Here is a 16,735-nt window from a genome sequence, read left to right on the forward strand (position 1 = left end):
GTTTCCAGAAGCATGTAAAATCCGGGGGGTATCGCTGGAATATGGGGGATAGCCATTCTTTGTTAAAAGCCAACCCAAATACAGCAAAAGACCGCCATTTTCAGCGTCCTGATGCTATTCTATCCGGGTTGGCTTGCTATTTATCAGTTCATTATTGTTATACCAGTCAGGACCCCACATTCTGGGCAATCAGTTTCACATTGATGGTATACTCCACCTTATCTAATCCTGATGAATAATCTTTGGTGCTTTTAAAGGTGACCGTCTGTCCCAGCTTTAATTGTGACAGACTAATGCTGAAAGTACCCACCACATCATCGTCGCTGGGATAATCTTCATCATATACTGTTACCGCTACATTGGAATTAAACCATACGGAACGGCCACACTGCCAGGTATCTCCTTCTTTCATGGAAAAATAATCGTACGTCGGATAAGGATAGGCCGTACCACCATCGGCCGGATCTGGCTGGAAGATAAAATAGATCTCATTCTCATTGCCTGCGCCATCATTAGACGGGTGCACACATTTCAGGCTTTCAATGATCAGGAAATTGTTTTTCCTGGGCTGGACAACCGGTTTTAAATAGGGGTCCACTCCCTGATCCCCCAGAATAAAAGTATAGCATTCAACTTCAGCAATCCCTTCTTCCAGTCCTATTCCTATCATTAAAGTCGCACCTTTAATGCCTTCTTTAAGTGTATAATAAAGCGCTGCACTAGCTTCCAACTCTATGCCCAGGTCTATTTCGGTACCCGTTAACTTTCCGCCCAGGTCGGCAGGAGCGTTGGTCCACAACCCAAACTGTACGCCAACCATTGCTCCGGCTTGTACCCCCACTTCCAGTGACACTGTTAAAAATTCGGCCGACTGTACCCCTTTGGCATTTCCTACGCCAACGGCTATACCTATTGTAGCGGAGAATCCGATGATCAACTCTGCCTCAAAACCCAGCCCTATTGAAAAGCTACTGGCCGGCAGATCCAGGGATTTGAGCCAGCTGATCAGCTTTACAAACACCGGTTTGTCTACCAGGCCCGCAACATATGCCCGAACAGCAGGCAGATCCATATTTTCTACTGCTGCCAGCTCCTTTTTACCTTCAGGCGAGTTACTATAACTGGCCCAGACTTTTTCTGCTTCTTCAAATACTTTCTTTTCTGTTTCCATCAATGCGCGTTTCGTAACGGGTTCAGGATGTTCTTCAATAGCATTATCCATGGATTTGTAAGCCGCAACATAATTTGCGAGCTGTATTTTCAGTTTTTCGTTCATCGTGGTTTTTTTGAGGGTTAATCTATATAGGTGTAATTGATGGTATAATCCGCACCGTTCAGGTTGGTGAGGCGTTTGGAGCCGGAACCGCTGCCTGGTACAAAATCATTGCTTTGCAGGTAGGTGGCAAAGTTGGGATCATAATTCACATCATGGTCCCAGAGCGTGACCAGCACCTCATACTGAAAATTGAGGATCAGGTCCAGGTTCCAGGTATCCCCGTCCTTCATATTCTGGCTCTTATTGACACCAGCGGGAACACGGATAGGCAATCCACCATCTGCCTGGCATACTAAATACACTTCATCACCAGCTGTTACATCAGACTCTGAGGTGGACTTACAATAAATTGATGTGATTTTGATAGAGGGTTTACTCATGGTTAAAATTTATTAGTTAACAAAAAGATTTAGCGAGATGCATTCAGCCATCTTAGCGCTGAAAAATAGGATTTCACATGATCCCAGAGCTGGGAAACGAGGAAACTGTTAGCCTAAAATAATCATTTTTTTTTACGGAGGAGATTTTTTTTAACACACTTTGACCACATTATACGATAATTAATTTCGTATATTATTAATAATACAAATACAAAAGGGTGCCTCCATTATATTTGAAGACACCCATTTTGTTGTTTATACCGTCCTTCGTTTCACTATTAACCAATCATACACTTCAGCTATCAGACAAGTTCAAATCCATTATCGCTTCTTACCGTGCTTTCATTGCCAGCCCCCAATGATAGACACAACAAACCAGCAATACGGCAACCGCGCCCCATTGCGCACCAGCTGCATCGGATGCCAGCCCCATCAGCACTGGAAAAACAGCCCCGCCGGAAACGCCCATGATCAAAAGACCTGATACCTCGTTGGATCTCTCTGGCTTCCGCTGCAGCGCAAATGAGAATAATATGGAAAAGATATTTGCACAGGCAAACCCTGCCAGCGCCACACCGGCATAAATAATGCCAGTACCGGAAGCAAACAGGAGCACCACCATAGCCACCACAGAGGCAATAGCAGACACCAGATAAAAGCGGCTGGCAGACCATTTTGCAAGCAGAATAGCGCCAAAGAAAGTACCGGCTGTTTTAAAAACGAAATATACACTGGCTACATACCCGGCCTGTTCGAGTGCCATACCGGTTCTTTCCATCAATATCTTCGGACCGGAAACGTTGATACCAACGTCGATGCCTACCAATGTAAGAATGCCAAGGAAATACAGGAAAATCTTCGGGTCGCCCAGCAACGCGAAACATTCCGAAATCGTAGAGGTATTTTCCTTGCGATCATCCTCATGTAGTGAAGTAGCACTCAGCCAGATAAAAGACAACAGTGTAATGCCTGCGAATACCGGGAAAAGCCATTGCCAGTTATGGAAACGGGTACCGGCATACACAGCGATGATGGGCCCCAGGAAAGACGATATCGCTTTGATAAACTGTCCGGTGGTAAGGCTACTGGTCAGTTTATCTTTACTCACTACATTGATCAGCAGTGGGTTGAGCGCCACCTGCAGCAGGGTGTTGCCAATCCCTATCATGGCAAATGCTGTGAGCACAACCGGCAAGGTATAAGACATCATAGGCACCAGCAGACCTATTCCTGTAATCAACATACTCAATTGTACAGTGCGTTTTCTGCCGATCCTGTTCATCAGCATACCGGTAGGTACTGAGAAGATCAGGAACCAAAGAAAAACCACCATGGGCAACAGGTTTGACAAGGTATCGGACAGGGCGAAGTCTTTTTTTACGTAGTTAGTGGCAATACCCACCACGTCTACAAAGCCCATAATGAAGAAGCCGAACAATATCGGCGCCAGCTGTAGTACACCTGTTTTGGCCGGTGGTGGTTGTGGATTGCTGGTAGCTTGTTTCATAAGTTACTTGATGTTGTATTTATTTTATGTTCAGCCTGGCCATGCGGGCATACAGCTCTGCAATACAGGATTCATCGAGCAGCCATTTAGGCTTTCCTGCCTCGTCGCGTCCTTCGCTCCAGTTATGGTTGAGCAGGCCATAACGGTCACGGTTATCCCAGGCATGGTCTACCCTTGCAATAATAGCTTTCAAATATATTGGATCTTTGTCAATCGCGTAAAGCGCACTGTATCCACGGAACAGTACCGTTGCAAACCAGGGCAGGTCGCAGAACTCGCTGCGCATTCCTTCCTGCGGTTTGCCGAAATAATGATAGGCAGATACTGCGGTTTTCCTGGCATCACGGAGGTAATTTTGCTGCCGCGTGAACTCGTAGAGCATTACTGCTGCTTCCAGCATTGAGCCCGAATTGTAGGTGTAATAGACCGGGTTCACTATAACATTGGCGGTCTTAATATCATTCGCATACAAACCGGCGGAATCCCGCAGGTGTTTGTTCATCCACTCATAATACCGGATACCCTGCTGCAGATAATAAGGCTCTTTGGTAGCCTTGTATAATTTAAGGGCAGCTAATGTAGCCATACCATTGCTGCAGGCAGGCTTCTGATCGCCATGGCCTTCCAGCCAGGTAACACCGCCACCAAGTACATCCGACCAGCCGCTCATGATGAAAGCAAACACTTCTTTCGCCGTTGACAAATAAACGGGGTTGCCGGTGTTTTCATATGCTTCCGCATAGTCGATCGCCACCAGGCCGTTGTCATCGTAATAACGGTCTACCTTCTCAAATTTTGCCGGGTAGGCCTGGTACCCCGCCGGGGTCCGGGTAGTGTCGCGGTATTGATACATGGCAGCCATAACGGTATCAACGTACGACCGGTAGGCAGCTTTTTGGCTGGGCAGCCGCATCATATTAATGGCAGATGACACCACACCACTGAGTGGCCACAGGTAACTCACCTCTTTTGACTGTACATTCCCATCCTGCATATAAGTAAGAGAATCCTGGTGTTGCTGCGGGTAATACTCAGAAAAAAGTCCATGTTGCGGTACCCGGTACAGGGTCCATACCCGGTGAAACATTTCCGTTGCTCTTCGCTCGTATTCCCTGGCTGACTGTACCTGCTGTGCCACAGCGGGTATAACCATAGCAGTTAGCGCAATACTGAATAATATCCTTTTCATTTATCCGGTTTAAATGCATCCATCCCGGCCATGTATGTTTACCAGGACTGGAGCAGTTATCTATTTTTCGTTTTTCCAGATCGAGATCCTGGCGTAGATCTCTACCATCCCTATATGCGTGAGCAGGGAGTAATACCTCCCGATGTCGGAGCCGGACCAGTCTTCATAAAACTGGAATGTATCCGGCATACGAGCATGCTGCCATGCATAATCTACGTTGGCTACAAGGGTATTGATGTAGGTGGCGTTCTTGTCCAGCTCATACAGCTCCAGGTAGCCACGCAGCAGCATAGCAGTGAACCAGGGGTCGTGTGGAACGAAGAACCGGCCCTGACTGCCCACTTCACGGGTGAAGTAATTATAGGATGCCTGTGCCCAATCCTTGGCTTCCTCGAGGTAACTTTCTTCGCCGGTGATCTTGTAAAGCAGGGCAGCGTTCTGTATCATGGCGCCGGAGTTATATGTCCATTTAGCATAGTTGATGCTACCATCTTTGATCCAGACGGAGTTCCAGAAAGTATGATCCTCCGGATCCAGCATATATTTTTTGACCCAGTTATACCAGCGTTTAGCGGAAGCAAGGTATGTTTCGTTCTTTTCATGCTGGTACAACTGCAGTGCCAGTGTGGCGGAAATAGCGGTCACATTGGTAGCTTTGATATAATTCGGATCGTCTGGATTATTCATCACCCCTTCGTTCCAGTACAAGCCACCACCCGCTTCGGGGCTTTCGCCGGATGCGCAGAACACGTAACAAATCTTTGCCTTGCCGAGCAGTTCCGCATTGCCAGTAACCTGGTAGGCTTCCAGCATATCTATACCGGTAATAGCGTTATCATCGTAGAAACGGTCAGCACGGCCTTCACTTACAGGCACTGATTGGTAGCCTGCAGGCGTTCTGGACGCATCCAGGTAGCCTTCCATACCTGCCAGGGTACTGGTGTAATACCCTTGCGCTACCTCATCTGTATACCCTATCTGTTTGAGCAACGTAGCAGCAGTGAACATTGCAGAATATGGCCAGAGGTAGGCATACCTCGGGTCTCCCGGTTGAGCGGGATAGCTTTCCTTTACGTAGTTGCTACCACTGATGCTATAGTACTTGTAAATATTATCGATGGCCTGGCGGGCTTTGAGTTTGTAGGTGAGCGTTACGGAGGTAGTATCCCCCTTGCCCTTTACCGGTACATCTTCCCGCACTTTATAACACCCCGTAAGAGCAAGTGCCGCAGCCGTTATAATCAGAATGATCGACCTCATGTAAATGATTTTAATGGTTCAGCAATTAGTGCACGGTGAGTTTGTACGAATAGTCTTCCGCTGCATTCAGTTGCAGGATAAAGTTTCCTGATTTACCATCTGATCCGGTAGCGTATTTGTAGGTATAGTCCCATTGAGAATTATCTACAGGCACTACCTGATAATACGCGGCAGGAGTATTGGCATCCGGTGGCGTGGAATTAACCTGGTTCACACTGCCATATTTTATGGTACTGGTGGTACCGCCTGCATCTACGATGGTGAACTCGAATTTGAAACGATCGTCTTTCCAGCTACCGAAATCGAAATAAGTGATAGGCACATTCTGTGCTGACCAGGTGCCATTGCCGGTATATGATAGCTTGCCGATCACCTTGTTGTATGCGGAGGCAAAAACACCTGCGTCGGTGATTTCGATCATTTCAGCAGCTGCATTTGCAAAGTCGAGCCGGATGCGGTAGATCTTTTCGCCAGCCTGCCGGCCCTCTCCTCCTTCCTGCAGGCGGGTACCTTGTATGGAGTACGTTACCGGCGTGCCGCTGTTGCGGTCTACGAAGCTGTAGGCGCCGTCTTTCAGGCGGGTAAAGATCTCAAACACACCGTCTGCACCCAGTTTCATGGCTACTGCATCAGCCAGGTCAGTTCCACCTTCGGTGGCCTCTCCGGTGATGAACACGTTGGCCGGTATTTCGGTGAAACCCGCCGGTCTTTCGATCACGATAACTCTGGAGGAGTCTGCGCGTTTTTCATTGAGTCCTTTACTGGCTATAACTGTCCATTGCAGGGAACCTGATGTGGAGGGCTGAATGTTTGCCTTACTGGCAATGCTGTTCAGCACTTTATGAGAGAGTGCGAGGGAGTTCTGCACACCGTTGCCATTGGAAGCAACGGTGTAGATGGGGCGCCTGAAATCGCCACCTACTGTATCGAATGCTACTTCATACATAACCAGGCTACCGTCTTCTGCACGGGCTGCACTCCATTCAAAATTCACTACAGCGCTGGTAGCAGGCTGCAGCTTGTAGTATTTACCCATTTCCGGGTAATACAATTCCTTAACAGTGGAAATGTTGCTGTTGATGGTTTTATCTTTTTCGCAGGAAGCGAACGTCACTACGGCCACCATTGCGGCGATGATGCTATATATCCTGAAGTTGAATGTGCGTATCATATAATTTCTTTTGATGAGTATTGATATTGGTTGCGCTGGTATGATCACCAGCCGGCGTTATTCGGCAGGAGTTTTTGGTTCATGTCAATATCTGCTTGCGGTACCGGCCACAGGTAATGTTTCCCAACATTGAATACGCGGCGATCTACCGCCAGATGGCTGTTGCCCACTTTCATACCGTATAGCGTACCGTTCATTACGGTTTCAGCTATTTTCCAGCGGCGGATATCAAAGATCCGCTGGCTTTCCAGGGCCAGCTCGGTTCTGCGTTCGCGGCGTACCAGATCCGTCATGGCTGCACCAGCATAGCTGGCGAAGTTGAGGGCAGCGGGGTCTGTAAACCCTGCACGCTGGCGGAGCAGTTTAATGGTTTTGTTCCAGGTAGCCTCATCCATCTGGTTCATCATGACTTTAGCTTCTGCATACATTAGCAGCACATCTGCATAACGGATCAGGATAAGGTTCAGGCCGGAGTTGTTGTTGCCGTCTGCGGTGCGATCGTAGTACTTACGGAAGTAGTATCCCGTCTGGGAAGCATCTGACTTGTCTACCGCATTATCTCCCGTGCCGGGTGCCGTGCGGATGGTGATTGTTTCCCCACGTTTTGTAACGAAGGAGGACCCATCGTGTATAATAGTTGCTTCCAGGCGTGGGTCACGGTTCTGGAAGGGCGCATTTTCGTTGTACCCGGAACCGGTTTCGTTTATGCGCTTCCCATTCATCATAATAAAATCATCCACGAGCGACTGTGAAGGTGCCATGCCGCTGATGAGCACCCCTTCGGTGAAGGGGATAAAGAAGCGCTGCATGGCCTGCGTTCTGTGAACCGGCACAAACTCCATATTGAGCATTACTTCACTATTATTTTCATTCTCCGGCTGAAAAATACCTGCAAAGGAAGGGAACAGGGAGTAAACGCCATACGTATTGCTCATGATCTTTTCCAGCACAGCTGCGGCTTCGCTCCATTTGTTGTTGTAGAGCAGCACTTTTGCCTTGAGGGCCGCAGCAGCGCCTTTAGCGATACGGCCTTTGTCCGCATCAGTGTATTCGGCTTTCACCGGCAGCGCAGCGGTCAGCTCGTCAAGCTCTGTGAGTACATAAGCCAGCACTTCGGCCTTGGCCGTACGGGCTATCTGGAAACTTTCATCATAAGAGATCTCGTTTTTTATCAGCGGCACATCGCCATACCAGTTAACGAGGTGGAAATAGTGGAAGGCACGGATGAACCGGGCTTCTGCCTGATAGCGGGCCTTCAGGGCGGGATCGAGTCCGGGCACTTTATCAATATTAGCCAACAGGTTATTAACGTTGCGGATACCGCCGTAGTGAAAAGCCCACTCCCCAGCTACGCGGTTGGTGCGCCCATCATAAACACCGGCTGCAATAGCACGTGCCCCGCCACCGTTTACAGCACTGGAGTTGAAGGAATTATCACTGAGACTTTCGTTGAAGAAATAATAATCATCTGCATACATACCCGCATAGCAGTTATTAAGGCTCTGCATCGCAGCTTCCGGTTTTTGCCAGAAGGTGAGGTCTGTATCCTGGTAAGAAGGTCCGAGGTCGAGCTTCTTACATCCCACCGCTGCCAGCAGCAGCACCCCCATCACTATTGAACAATACTTTCTTGTCCTCATAATACAATCATTTAAACGTGGTTAAAAGTTGATATCCAGTCCTACTGCCCATACTTTCTGCACCGGATAAATACGGCCGCTGGTGCCGCTACCGAGCTGGTTCAGGTTGAGGGTATTATTAAACTCTGTCAATTCCGGGTCTAAGCCATTTTTCATACCAGTAATAGTGAACAGGTTCTGGCCTGTGAGGTACACCCTCACTTTCTGAATATTGGCTCTGTTGGTAAGGCTGGCAGGCAGCGTATAACCGATCTGGGCATTCTTCAGCCTTGCATAAGCAGCATTCTCGAGCCAGAAAGTAGAGTTGACATTATTAATAGCGGATTCTGTACCGGTAGTGAGACGTGGATAAGACGCGTTTGGATTATTCGGTGTCCACCGGTCCAGGTGTTGTTCGTATACATTATCCCAGTTGTTATGAAAAGCCTCTACGCCTTCACCCCGCAGGTATACGTTCCTTTTTCCCACCCCCTGGATGAAGATGCTGGCATCAAAGCCTTTCCAGGCAACACTGTAGTTCAGCCCGAAGGTAAAACGGGGGAAAGGGTTGCCCATAACAAAGCGGTCGTTGCTATCAATAATGCCATCACCGTTGCGGTCTACATATTTAATATCACCCGGCTTCACATCGTTCCCAAAGGCGGGTTTGGCGCTGTTCTTGATATCATCGAGGTTCTGATAAAAACCGTCTGCCTGGTAACCGTAATAGGAGCTGATCGGGAAACCTTCGCGGTTGATGTAGGTCACGTCTCCCTCCTGTATGAATGTTCTGCCTTTGAAGTCAACGATCTCGTTGAGGTTATCGGCCAGGTTGGCACCAATGGTGTGGTTGAACGCGCCGGTTTTGGCCCGGTAGTTAACCGCGACTTCAAAGCCCTGGTTCTTCACCTTACCCGCGTTCTGAAATGCCGGCGTAGCACCGTACAGTCCCGGAGCGGGCAGTTGCAGCAGAATATTGTCTGTGATCTTGTTGAAATAGTCGTAGCTGATGGTGAGCCTGTTGTCGAGCATAGACAGGTCGAAGCCGATATTGGCGGAGCTGGCAGACTCCCAGGTGATTACCGGATTGCCAACCGCAAACGAGGAGCCTGCCTGTGGCAGGTTATTGAAACCGTACATATTGCTCACTGTCGTATATACGTTCAGGTAACCATAGTTGGAAATGATCTGCTGGTTGCCTAACTGGCCCCATGAACCGCGCAGCTTCAGGTCGCCCACCTTCTGTTTTATTGTTTCCATGAATGGTTCATCCGTAATACGCCAGCCAGCGGAGAAAGATGGAAAGAAGGCACCACGGTTGCCTTTGGCAAAGCGGCTGGAGGCATCATAGCGGAAGTTGAATTCAAAATAGTACTTGTTATTGAAGGCGTAGTTCAACCTGCCGAAAACGGAGTTAAGCGCCCACTGATCGGTACGGGTATCGTAGGTATCATTAAATCCTGTGAGGGTTTGGGTACCGGCAGTGGAATCGCCGGTGAAGTTGTCTACATTCAGCTTGCGGGTTTGGCGATACTCGTTTTTCCATCCTTCCGTAGCATATCCCAGCAAGCCTTTTACTTCGTGTACCTTATTGAATGTCTGGTCATAGTTGAGCAATGCCTGGAAGTTGTCCTGTATACTGCGGGCATGGTTTACGGTTCTGGCACTCTGGTTGTCTGAACCGGAATAAGGCGCGTAGTCTATAGAGCGGCGGAACTCGTCCATGTTATTTACACGGATATCTGCACCATACACCACTTTGGCGGATAAATGTTTGGTGATAGCGTATTCAGCATTGGCCATATAGTTGTAGCTGTCGTTATTGTACAGTCTGCGGCCGCCCTGCTCCAACTGCGCCAGCGGATTCACGGAAGAGGTGGGTGGCAGGAAGTACCTACCTGCCGTATCTTTGATTGGATAGATACGGGGAATGCGGATAGCCGTGGAGATAAGCCAGTCTGAATAATAGGCATGTTCCCGGATTTTTTGTTTGGCATAGGCAAAATTACCTCCCAGCTTTAATTTGCCTAGCTGTGTACTGAGGTTGACCCTGCCGTTATAACGCTGGTAGCCATAGTCTGGTCCGCGATAAAGACTGTTCTGATCGAGATATCCGCCCGACAAAAGGTAGGATACTTTACCAACGGCGCCGGTGACCCCCAGGTTATGATTATGTTGCAGTGCAGCGGGGCGCATCACTTCATCCATCCACCATTTTTCCGAACCCAGTTCTCCTTGCCGGCGGATCTGCGCGGGAGAGAACTGTGCAGGTTGTCCGGAGTTGACCAGCGCCTCGTTTTTGAGCTGCATATATTCCACGCCGCTTACCGGTTTAATCAGGAACGTGGGTTGCTGAGCCCCCACCATCCCATTATAGGTAATGCGGGGTACTTTGTTGAGCTTCCCTTTTTTGGTGGTGACGAGTATCACCCCATTGGCCGCGCGGGAGCCGTAGATGGCGGAAGATGCCGCATCTTTCAGTACGCTGATGCTTTCAATATCATTAGGATTGAGCAGGTCGAGTGAGCCGGGCACACCATCTACCAGTATCAGCGGGCTGGAGTTGTTGACCGTACTTACGCCGCGCACGTTGATGTTGATGGCAGCACCTGGTTCTGTAGCGTTCTGCTGGATAATAAGATTGGGAGCTGCTCCCTGCAACGCCTGTACGGCGCTGGTAACAGGTTTCCCTTCCAGGTCTTTTGCGCTCACCACGCTCACAGCACCTGTAAGGCTGGTGCGCTTCTGGGTGCCATACCCTACCACCACCACATCAGACAGTGTGCTGCTGGCCTGCTTCAGGGATACATTCAGTTGGTCTGCATTTGTAACCGGCACTTCGCGGGAAGTAAAACCAATCGAAGAAAACACCAGCAGTTGGTTGTTGCCGGTGGGAATTTTTAAGGAAAATACGCCTTCGGCAGATGTAGCCGTGCCGGTGCCGGTACCTTTGAGAGAAACGGATACACCCGGTATAGGTTGTTTGGTAAGCTCGTCCGTAACGCGACCGGTAATGGTGCGAGCTTCCTGTGAGTAAGCGTGCTGCGCCATCGTCAGCAACACCAGCAACACCAGCAATGGGTGTCTGGTTTTAAGTAAGTGCCTTTCTACAATAACGTGCCAATAATTAAACATAGGCTTGAATTTTAATCAATGTGGAATTTTTTTTGGAAGCCCGCCGGGTCAAAAAACGGCAGGCTTGTCAGACAGTTCGTACTCCAGCTTTCCTCCTGCTGTCAGTTGCCGGAACAGTATGGAGTTCTGCGGAAGTTTTTTCCCGTTAAATGTTGGGTGATGGAGATAGATATTGGCAGCACTGTTATTACGCGTAACAATCTCGAGCGTATTGCCTTTGTAATATTTTTTGTTCAGCCTGATCTCTACCTTGTCAAAGAGTGATGAGCCTATCTGCATAACGGGCTTTGCGGCCGCCCCGCCCTGCACGTCAAAGAGTCCGATGGCGCTCATTACGTACCAGGCCCCCAGCTGTCCCTGGTCTTCATCCTGACCATATCCGTAACCGTGAATACCTTCGGTACCGTAGAAGTCATTGCAGATGGCTCTCACCCATTTCTGTGTGAGGTATGGTTTACCGGAGTAGTTGAACATCCATGGCATTTGCAGGCAGGGCTGATTACCGTGGTTATAAGGTGCGGACAAACCGGAGAATGCGTCTATCGTAGTGCCACCTCCGAAAACCGTTTTTTGCGCGGCAGTAAAAATGCTGTCAAGCCTTTTATTGAATTCCGCCTTGCCCATTTTAGCGATCAGCCCTTCGGGGTTGTGTGGCACATAAAAAGAGTACTGCCCGGCATTTCCTTCCTGGAATCCACGCCAGGGCTCCTCTGGTTTGAAGTTATCGACAAAGCGGCCGTTGGCATAACGGGGTCGCATATATTTTATGTCGGTATCGAAAATTCTTTCCCAGCCTTTGGAGAGTCTCATCAGGGTATTATAATCGCTGGTTTTGCCCAATGCTTTTGCCCATTGGGCTACTGCGTAAGCGCTGAATGAATATTCCAGTGTGTGGGAGCCGGAGAAGTTCCACCCGCCGGGAGCGGGATCAATATGATCAACATAACCATATTTACGGAAGCGTTCCACATCATCTTTCCCTGCACCTTCCGGCCTGTTTTCGTAACCGATCTCATTCTTCAGCGCCGCGGCGTACCCTTTTACCACATCAAAATCGCGGATACCATAGTTGTATGCACCAGCCATAACGAGGCCTACAAAGTTGGTTCCCACACCAGATACATATTTGCTGGAGGCAATACCATCCCCCAGCCATCCAGCATCGTTGTATACCAGCAGCTGACTGCTTACGAAGTCTGAATAATATTCAGGGTATACCAGTGCCCACAATGGTGTCAGGTTCCAGAAGGCTCCCCATACAGCATCTGTATTGTAATGCTGATGTATTGGAGTTCCCTGCTTGTTGAGAGGAATTTGCCCGATGCCGCCGGTATTTTTTGGATAGGCACCGTTCACATCGCTGGCAAGACCGCGCCCCAGTACTGCGTGGTACAATCCTGTATAGAATTTTGTGCGGTCGGACTTTGAGCCACCGCTCACGCTGATACGGCTGAGGTAATCGCTCCACTTTTCGTGTGCCTGCTGCCTGGCCTGGTCGAAGTTCATTGAAGCAGCTTCGCGCTGCATATTGAGGCGGGCATTTTCTATGGAAGTATAAGAGAGCCCCATGCGTACCGTAACAGCTTCCTGGTTTTTGGTAGCGAAGGTGAGGTACAGTCCTGCTCCTTTTCCGCTGATATCAGCAGCGCCGGCCGTTTGTGTTTCTCCGCGAAAGGTGCCGAAAGTCGCCGGTTTTTTATCTGTCACTGCCGAAAAATACATGGCCACCTCTGCTCCCTGCTGGTACTTCTGTACATAAGCGGGCAGGGTGATCACGTAGCCTTCAATGCGGCCATCAGGTGTTATGTATACATGTGCATCTTTTACTTCGCCGCTTTCGCCTTGTTTATTGCCAATATCGAAAAGTATATGAGCATCTGTACCGGCAGGGAAGGTAAACCGCTGAAAGGCCACGCGCTGCGTAGATGTCAGTTCAGCCCTGATGCCATAACGCTTCAGCAATACAGCATAATATCCTGCGGTTGCTTCTTCCTGTGCACGATCAAACGCAGAGCGGTAGCCCGACAGGGAATCCTCCAGCTTGCCGGGTATTGTAATCAATTGCCCTTTGGTAGGCATCAGTGAAACACCACCTACCTGGAACTCGTGAAAATTGGGGAACCCTTCTATGGAAGTATGCCTGTAGTCGTACCCCACTGCCTCCCAGCCGTTGGGATTTCCATAATGCCCGTTGGTAGACGGGCCGGGTTTGGCCATGCCGAATGGAGAAGCACCGGGCGCAAAATGAAACCAACGGGAATGCGCTGTACCAATCAATGGATTTACATAACTGACAGGATCATTCTTTTGCTGCGCACGGAGATGGGATACTGAAAAAACAAACAGCAACAACCAGAGCATCCAATTTTCCTTTCTCATAACTAACATTTTTTTGTGGTGATAACTGTCCGGGAACAATGTCCCGGACAGTTTACCTGTTATTTTACAAAAGCTTTAACCACTTTAGCTGTAGCATTGCCTTCGTTGATCATCTTATAAGACCCTGCAGCAGCAGGTATTGCAAATGTTTCGGCATAGTTATACCGCTGCCGGAAACCATTGGCAGTTTCCACCAACACCGAATCACCTTCTACCAGCATGAGCACATGGCACTTGCCTGCTGTTTCCACCGTCATGGTGTCTGTAAATTCCATTCTATGCACATCATAGAAATGTTCCGCATGAGTGGGAGCATGTACCAACTGCCAGTTTTCGCCGCTGGCGATCACCTGCTGTTTCGAGATCAATTCTTCCTGTACCCGGTTGCCCTTCCGGCTGAAATCGAGGTTATTGAAAGCATGATCAATATTGATAGGTCTGGGTTTACCGTTAAGGCCCAACCGTACCCAGTCGTACATTTTGAATGTAAAAATGTAAGGGGTGGCACTGATTTCCAGCACCAGGTTATCCTTGCCGGAACTATGTACTGTACCGTTGGGGATCAGGAAAAAGTCGTGTTTATTGGCTTCAAATACCTGCACATATTCTTCGATATCGATGGCTTTGTTATCAGCCACACTTTTTTCCAGCGCCTGGCGGAAAGCGGCAGGATCGATATTCTCCTGGAAGCCGAGGTACACCTTTGCGCCTTTCTTGCAATCCAGCATGTAGTAGGTTTCATCCTGTGTGATAGTTTCACCGAATTGTTCCTGAATATATTTTACGCTGGGGTGGCACTGAATAGAAAGATTGCCGCCATCGAACGTATCGAGGAAATCGAACCGGATGGGGAAATCGATCCCGAAGCGCTGCTGATCGTGCCCAAGTACTTCTTTTGAATGCGTTATCATCAGCCAGTCGAACGCTATTTCCAATAATTTGCCCTCACTTTCAAACACTAATCCATTTTCCGGCACTATCATTTCGAACGACCATGCGTAGTTTACCTCTTCTTTATTCAGACCGGAAATTTTTTCCTTCATCCAGTCGCCTCCCCATGCACCAGCTTCAAACCATGGCCTTACGCGGAAAGCGTTTTGTGAAAGGTACTGCAGTCCTTCACTGATGGTAGTGTAGCTGGCCCATGTGAATTGTTCTTTCCACTGACCGTCCGCAATCACTTCGATGCGTGACAAAATCTGCTGTTTATGCGCATTGAGCAGCACCCAGTCAACGAAATAAAATCGTTTGTAGGTTTCCTGGTTATCATTCCATTCGGTTCCACCGAGGTTATTGGCTGAATGGGCGCGCATACGGTATTGCAGCTCATTCTTGGGAAGGTCTATATACACTACCGGTGCCTGCAGCCCGGTAAGAGCGGCTCCCACACCGATTACCAGCGTGATGCCTTCAGTTGCCGGTTTTATGCCTTGCAATTTGTTATCATCAAACAGTTCTTTCAGGGTGATAGTTGCCTTTCTGCCCCACACTGTTCCTTTTTCACCGAGGAAAGGCGCAACCAGTGCTTCCACCTCTTCAGCAGGTTTCATCAATACATCGGTGTACACCAGGTTCACGGCCACTCCCGCAGCCGCCAGCTCCCGCGCCAGGGAGCTGCCAATATACTCCCAGTCGTTACCAATATATCCGTCTATCAAAATAACATTACGACCGATCATCCAGTTAGCAAGACTGGCATATCCGCTCTGGATCTTGCCTTGTCCCAGCCTGGCAAAAGGGTACATGTCGTAATGCCCCGCCGGTGGAACGACTCTTTCTGCCGTTGTTGCCGGCAGCAAGGGTTGTGTTGTTTTTCTCCAATTCATGATGGTGTTCATTTTCTATCTCGTGTTGTTATTTGTGCCGAGTATGGATTTGCATAACCATGCAGCTCCTGAAAGCGCCGAGTTTTCACCACGGCTGGAAATATGTATGCTTGTTGGTATCTTTTTTTTCAGCAGGCATTCCTGTAGTGCAGGCAGAAAATAAGGATGTGCTTTGCGGATGTTGCCCCCGATCACCATTCGTTCAGCTTCAAAATCCTGTAGCCACGGTGCCAGAACATCGCCTACAGCGTTGCCTAGTTCTGCAAACAGTGCTAATGCTGTTGCATCCTGCTTTTCGGCTAGTTCTCCGATGTTCTTCACTTCGTTCAGGCGGTGGCCGGTACGATGGTGATATTCGTTCAGCAGCCAGCGTGAAGAGATGTAGTCTTCCGCAATACCGGCCTTGTACGGAAGATGATAGATATATCCTTCGGGCGGCACGCCTTTCCCCTGGTGTACAATCACGTTATTGTGCAGGAAAGTGCCTCCCAGGCCGGTGCCCAGTGTAACAGCTACCATGCGGCTGCATCCGGCGCCCTCTCCCGCCCATGCTTCGCCAAGAGCAAAACAGGAAGCATCATTCTCGAAGTAAATACCTTTTGAAAATCCGAGCGCGGTGGTAAGTGCCTCCCTGATGTTTAAGCCGTATAGTGATTCGTATTTGGCCACACCTTTGATCAGCGAAATACCACCCGGATAATCAAACGGCCCGGGCATGGCAATGCCGATGGCTGGTACGTCTGTATTGGCGGCAGAAAGTACACGGCCGATGGCCACCGTCCACCTGTCAAGAATATCCGCTGCTCCCGCTGCGGCATTCACTGGTTCTTTGAACTTGCAATCATCCAGCACAGCCCCGGTGGTGAGGTCCACAAGGGCCGCCGTTATATGGGAACCACCAATATCCGCACCGATTACATAAGTATTGTTCATATGTTTGAACATATTAAGAATTAAGAAAAAAATATCCTTTTCCTGCATGGAGCAAAAAAA

11 protein-coding genes are annotated in these 16,735 nt (G+C 49.0%); all 11 read right to left on the reverse strand.

Translation table 11 applies throughout. The annotated features are described in order from the left end of the window. Nucleotides 1–166 precede the first annotated feature (166 nt). The gene (locus ABR189_RS12725; protein WP_354660877.1) at nucleotides 167–1,276 is read right to left on the reverse strand and encodes a C2 domain-containing protein; all 1,110 of its coding nucleotides are present in this window, start codon (nucleotides 1,274–1,276) and stop codon (nucleotides 167–169) included. A gap of 17 nt (nucleotides 1,277–1,293) precedes the next feature. Beyond that, the gene (locus ABR189_RS12730) at nucleotides 1,294–1,656 is read right to left on the reverse strand and encodes a hypothetical protein (RefSeq protein WP_354660878.1); all 363 of its coding nucleotides are present in this window, start codon (nucleotides 1,654–1,656) and stop codon (nucleotides 1,294–1,296) included. A 331-nt stretch (nucleotides 1,657–1,987) separates the two neighbouring features. Then, nucleotides 1,988–3,163, reverse strand: coding sequence for an MFS transporter (locus ABR189_RS12735; protein WP_354660879.1), 1,176 nt, complete (start codon nucleotides 3,161–3,163; stop codon nucleotides 1,988–1,990). A 19-nt stretch (nucleotides 3,164–3,182) separates the two neighbouring features. Beyond that, a complete protein-coding gene (locus tag ABR189_RS12740) occupies nucleotides 3,183–4,352 on the reverse strand; it encodes a glycoside hydrolase family 76 protein (protein WP_354660880.1) in 1,170 nt (389 codons plus the stop codon). A 60-nt stretch (nucleotides 4,353–4,412) separates the two neighbouring features. Continuing rightward, nucleotides 4,413–5,612, reverse strand: coding sequence for a glycoside hydrolase family 76 protein (locus tag ABR189_RS12745; protein ID WP_354660881.1), 1,200 nt, complete (start codon nucleotides 5,610–5,612; stop codon nucleotides 4,413–4,415). Between the two features lie 25 nt (nucleotides 5,613–5,637). Further along, entirely contained in the window at nucleotides 5,638–6,783 is a 1,146-nt protein-coding gene (locus ABR189_RS12750) for a SusE domain-containing protein (protein ID WP_354660882.1), read from the reverse strand. Between the two features lie 44 nt (nucleotides 6,784–6,827). After that, nucleotides 6,828–8,423: a RagB/SusD family nutrient uptake outer membrane protein gene (locus ABR189_RS12755; RefSeq protein WP_354660883.1), complete on the reverse strand. Its 1,596-nt coding sequence runs from the start codon at nucleotides 8,421–8,423 to the stop codon at nucleotides 6,828–6,830. 21 nt (nucleotides 8,424–8,444) lie between these two features. Then, nucleotides 8,445–11,537 carry a SusC/RagA family TonB-linked outer membrane protein gene (locus ABR189_RS12760; protein ID WP_354660884.1) on the reverse strand — a complete coding sequence of 1,031 codons (3,093 nt, stop codon included), beginning with the start codon at nucleotides 11,535–11,537 and terminating at the stop codon, nucleotides 8,445–8,447. 48 nt (nucleotides 11,538–11,585) lie between these two features. Then, nucleotides 11,586–13,925 carry a GH92 family glycosyl hydrolase gene (locus ABR189_RS12765; protein WP_354660885.1) on the reverse strand — a complete coding sequence of 780 codons (2,340 nt, stop codon included), beginning with the start codon at nucleotides 13,923–13,925 and terminating at the stop codon, nucleotides 11,586–11,588. 50 nt (nucleotides 13,926–13,975) lie between these two features. After that, nucleotides 13,976–15,742 (reverse strand): class I mannose-6-phosphate isomerase, encoded by a 1,767-nt coding sequence (locus ABR189_RS12770; protein WP_354660886.1) that lies wholly within the window; start codon nucleotides 15,740–15,742, stop codon nucleotides 13,976–13,978. Nucleotides 15,743–15,757: 15 nt separating this feature from the next. Then, complete coding sequence (locus ABR189_RS12775) at nucleotides 15,758–16,675, reverse strand: ROK family protein (RefSeq protein ID WP_354660887.1); 918 nt, start codon at nucleotides 16,673–16,675, stop codon at nucleotides 15,758–15,760. Nucleotides 16,676–16,735 lie beyond the last annotated feature (60 nt).

Origin of the sequence: Chitinophaga sp. H8 (genome assembly GCF_040567655.1) — a bacterium.
GTDB classification, from domain to species: domain Bacteria; phylum Bacteroidota; class Bacteroidia; order Chitinophagales; family Chitinophagaceae; genus Chitinophaga; species Chitinophaga defluvii.

What these genes read in the sequence shown, in the direction of transcription:
- ABR189_RS12750 (WP_354660882.1), bottom strand. Translation starts at nt 6,783, where the DNA reads ATGATACGCACATTCAACTTCAGGATATATAGCATCATCGCCGCAATG.
- ABR189_RS12755 (WP_354660883.1), bottom strand. Translation starts at nt 8,423, where the DNA reads ATGAGGACAAGAAAGTATTGTTCAATAGTGATGGGGGTGCTGCTGCTG.
- ABR189_RS12770 (WP_354660886.1), bottom strand. Translation starts at nt 15,742, where the DNA reads ATGAATTGGAGAAAAACAACACAACCCTTGCTGCCGGCAACAACGGCA.
- ABR189_RS12760 (WP_354660884.1), bottom strand. Translation starts at nt 11,537, where the DNA reads ATGTTTAATTATTGGCACGTTATTGTAGAAAGGCACTTACTTAAAACC.
- ABR189_RS12740 (WP_354660880.1), bottom strand. Translation starts at nt 4,352, where the DNA reads ATGAAAAGGATATTATTCAGTATTGCGCTAACTGCTATGGTTATACCC.
- ABR189_RS12735 (WP_354660879.1), bottom strand. Translation starts at nt 3,163, where the DNA reads ATGAAACAAGCTACCAGCAATCCACAACCACCACCGGCCAAAACAGGT.
- ABR189_RS12745 (WP_354660881.1), bottom strand. Translation starts at nt 5,612, where the DNA reads ATGAGGTCGATCATTCTGATTATAACGGCTGCGGCACTTGCTCTTACG.
- ABR189_RS12765 (WP_354660885.1), bottom strand. Translation starts at nt 13,925, where the DNA reads ATGTTAGTTATGAGAAAGGAAAATTGGATGCTCTGGTTGTTGCTGTTT.
- ABR189_RS12730 (WP_354660878.1), bottom strand. Translation starts at nt 1,656, where the DNA reads ATGAGTAAACCCTCTATCAAAATCACATCAATTTATTGTAAGTCCACC.
- ABR189_RS12725 (WP_354660877.1), bottom strand. Translation starts at nt 1,276, where the DNA reads ATGAACGAAAAACTGAAAATACAGCTCGCAAATTATGTTGCGGCTTAC.
- ABR189_RS12775 (WP_354660887.1), bottom strand. Translation starts at nt 16,675, where the DNA reads ATGAACAATACTTATGTAATCGGTGCGGATATTGGTGGTTCCCATATA.